We start from the raw sequence: 3,809 nt of genomic DNA on the forward strand, positions 1-3,809 counted from the left end.
GAGAAGAAGCGAAGGCGGATATCTTCGATTATGTAGAGATGTTTTATAATGCTAAACGGCGTCACAGTGCCTGTGAAGATCAACCACCTGCAGTTTATGAAAGTGCCTGGTTCATGAGGCACGCAACCGTCTAGGAAACTGGGGTCTATTCACAGGGCCTTTATTGTCAGCTCTACGGAGTGCCTCAAGTTAAAACAAATTGGATAGATCAATGTGTCCAGCGTCCCTCTATATTGAGCTATCGCTTCAATGAGCAGAACTACACTTTCGGCAAAACCGTCAGCATATTCATAAATATCAGGTGCACCATTATTACCAACACAGGCATTGAAGTTTGATCGCTGTAGGTCTCCGCGAAACAGGGTGTTCCATTGGAAGCGTGGATGCAGCGAAGCTGGGGAAGCGCTTGATGAAGATATGCTCGTCATATGTTCGTTCTTTAAGGTTGTATGAGATTTGATAATTTTACCCGTATCTATAGCAGGAGGCATTCCATATCTTATAGGGGAAGTGGAAGTTCACGTTGTTCGTGCTATGGGTCAGATTATTACTTCCAAAGCCAGTAATCGGGTTCTGTTGTTCTTCTATGTATGGATGTGACGTTTGGGTATACATAAATGTCACATTGGCTTTATATATGAAAATGATTGATTAAGTCGTTATCGATTTTAATCATTCTTAATATAAATAGTAGTTAGTGTGAGCTAATCATTCATTATTTGATTTATGAATATGTTTTTTAATCAATCTTGATATGATTTACTTACAGTGATTTTTAATCATATGGCAATATTTATGATCTTGAATAACGAACATTCACCAACTCGTCGCTTGTCAGCGTTGCAAAAGAATATCTTGATAATATTGGCTGCGCTGGACGAAAGGAAGCCTGGTCCAGTACCCACAAAAGATCTCGAGAAATTGCTAGCTCTTAGTGATGCCAAACCAGTATATGGTCCCAATCTCCGTGGTGCATGCCATCGATTAGCTAAAGCTGGGATGGTTCGTACTTTACGAGCCACTAATTTGCAACTGGCTGTCGAACTAACACATGATGGTTTGGAATGCGCCGCACTACTCTACGCAAATGAAAGACAGGCTGAGCTCGATCGGCAAAAACGCAAAACCAGCTTTGTATTGCCTCATAATTTTCCGACAAAACCAGCTACAGACGCTCTACCCATCATCTTAAATAATCAGACATATTTGGCTTGGCGAGCAAGCTACGTTATACCGTTTGAGGGGACGCCCTACCTGTTATTAGTCCAAGCTGATGGGGAAAGGGTCCGCTTACACGGAGATGCCATTAGTGTAGGCCAGCTCTATCTGAACTGTTATAACGCTGGTCTACCAGTCCAAGTCCAAATCAACGAGGAAGACTCAGGAGGATAGATGCAACTTGTCAGAAAGAAAGCTCCGCGTGGTGGTTTTTATCGAATACTGACCGAAGAAGAAAGAGCAGCTATTCGCCATGTTTGTGGTTTTCGAAATGTTCGTTCCTTAATAGAAAAGAAGCTGGCAGAAAAGGTCCTGCTTGAAATGCGTCAACATGAGCTCTGGTTCAAATGCGATTGCGGATCAGGAGATAATGTGCCGATGAATAGTGCAAACCTCCGTTCCGATACACAGACTCTATATTTTAATAGTTTCAGTTCCCCTCATGACAATAAATGCCCGCTGTTTCGTATTCATAGTAGTACCGATGATTTGTCAGGCGGTGGCACGCGGCGTACTGCAGGGTGCAAAACGATAGATTACCGTAAGTTTTTGCCAAAGATGGAACGAGATGCCCGGATATGTCTACCAGGCGGAAATTCCCCTCCTTTAGCGGATAAGACCCGTAGAAAACGCGTTCCATCTATTGCCCGCCTGCTATTTACGCTAATTGAAGAGGCTGAACTTAATAAACTGTCACCAGTTTGGCCCCCCGCGAATATACCTTCATCTCAACACCTTGATGCTCTGAGGGGAATTGCTGAACGAACAGTATACGTTGGGCGAGACAATATGTTGTCGGACTTTGTGCGTTTCGAACCTTGGTTGAATCAGGCGCGGCAAGAAGTTCTCATGCGACATTTGGAACGCAGTGAACAACCTTGGCCAAAGGATAAAGAAAGAGTCTTTTACCAAATTTTCATGTCCGACGATGTCAGTCGTGAATCAGTGAAGTACAAAGGCCGGTATACTGAAATAACGTTTACACCGGCAAAACAAGTGAGTATCAATGGAGAAAGTCAGGAGGGTAAGAGAGGGCCATATTGGGTTGTCCTTATGTTCAGACGGGGTATGGATGGGGCAGTGATTTGCAGTGAGGGTTATGCTCATGCAATGTTCAGTTGGGGATGCCCTCTCCCTGTTGACAGCGAGCTTGAGCGGCAAACTATACGTTCTATTCAGACTGCGTCCGAATGGATATACAAACTAAAGAATTTTACTCCACATGAATTTAGCCTAAAGAAACCTTTATTCGATTTGGAAGTGAATCTTGCAAGTGGAAAGGGATTTGTCCTACCTGATTTCATCGTGACAGCTTCTTCGCCGGGTACGGGAGAAGCGCGTAACCTCATTATTGAAACCATGGGTTATTCGGATGATGAGTATGCCGAAAGAAAAGCTGGACAACATGCAGGGATGCGATGTTTAGGACACCTTTATACCGATCCTCCAAAGTGGCCTACTGAGGGAGAAAAAGCTTTTGAAAAGTATTTCTTCGGTGTATTAAAGCACCTTTGAATATCTGCAAACTTAGACGTTATAAGCAGGCAGCCGGTCAATGACCGGCTTTTCCCTGGAGTTGCTGTTTTGCTAGTTAATGCATTTTGTTTAGGGATACTAAACAACTCGAATGTTAAGTGATGCTAAACATGTCGTCAATGTTTCTATGACGACATGCTATGGTTCCTATTAGACTGAAATCCGCTCGGCTATATGCCAAACTCACCCAGGACAACTAGGGCTCTGTCGCATTAAGGCGTCGTCAGGTAACATGCTGTTTTTTTACGGTGTTGCCTAACCATGTCTCTGATCCGAAAAGCCTTTAAACGCCAGCATTATCCCGTCGATATCATCGCGCAATGTGTTCGTTGGTACCTGGCTTACGCCCTCAGCCTGCGCAACCAGGAAGATATGATGGCTGAACGCGGTATTGCCGTTGACCATTCCACGTTACACCGCTGGGTTATCCGCCTGGTGCCCTTGCTGGATAAGGCGTTTCGCCGACATAAACGCTCAGTGGGTCGTCGGTGGCGCATGGATGAAACCTACATCAAAGTCAAAGGTCAGTGGAAATATTTATACCGGGCGGTCGATACTACAGGCCAGACCATCGACTTCCTGCTGACCGCCAAACGGGATGCCGCCGCCACCCTGCGTTTTTTTCGCAAGGCCATTCGTTACCAGGGCGAACCTGATGTGGTCACCATCGATAAAAGTGGTGCCAACACCGCAGCCCTAACCACACTCAATGCAGACAAACCAGAAGAAGAAACTATCACCATCAGACAAAGTAAATACCTGAACAACCTGATTGAACAGGACCACCGAAATATCAAACGGCGAATACGACCGATGTTGGGATTAAAATCATTTCGGCGGGCGCAGACGATATTGGCAGGTATTGAGTTAGTGCATATGATACGCAAAGGACAACTTCAGCATCCAGTCGGGGAGCATTTATCACCGGCAGAACAATTTTATCTGTTGGCCGCCTGAAAAATAGACAGCCCTAGTTTTTTCGTCTTTCCTCCGTTAACGCGACACAACCGAATGCGAAGCCACCTCTCAGCAGCCTTTTGAAGTAGTGAATCGTA

At 44.9% G+C, this 3,809-nt stretch carries 4 protein-coding genes; all 4 read left to right on the top strand.

The features are described 5' to 3' along the window. Window positions 1–134, top strand: a 134-nt coding sequence (locus DJ39_RS18090) for an IS3 family transposase (protein WP_169740494.1), incomplete at its 5' end; no start/stop codon positions are given. A 661-nt stretch (window positions 135–795) separates the two neighbouring features. Continuing rightward, window positions 796–1,392 carry a hypothetical protein gene (locus DJ39_RS17030; RefSeq protein WP_038251904.1) on the top strand — a complete coding sequence of 199 codons (597 nt, stop codon included), beginning with the start codon at window positions 796–798 and terminating at the stop codon, window positions 1,390–1,392. After that, complete coding sequence (locus DJ39_RS17035) at window positions 1,393–2,733, top strand: hypothetical protein (protein ID WP_004723383.1); 1,341 nt, start codon at window positions 1,393–1,395, stop codon at window positions 2,731–2,733. Window positions 2,734–3,015: 282 nt separating this feature from the next. Continuing rightward, entirely contained in the window at window positions 3,016–3,711 is a 696-nt protein-coding gene (locus DJ39_RS17040; protein ID WP_038251906.1) for an IS6 family transposase, read from the top strand. The last annotated feature ends 98 nt before the right edge of the window (window positions 3,712–3,809 follow it).

It is taken from the genome of Yersinia ruckeri ATCC 29473, from assembly GCF_000754815.1.
Classification (GTDB): domain Bacteria; phylum Pseudomonadota; class Gammaproteobacteria; order Enterobacterales; family Enterobacteriaceae; genus Yersinia; species Yersinia ruckeri.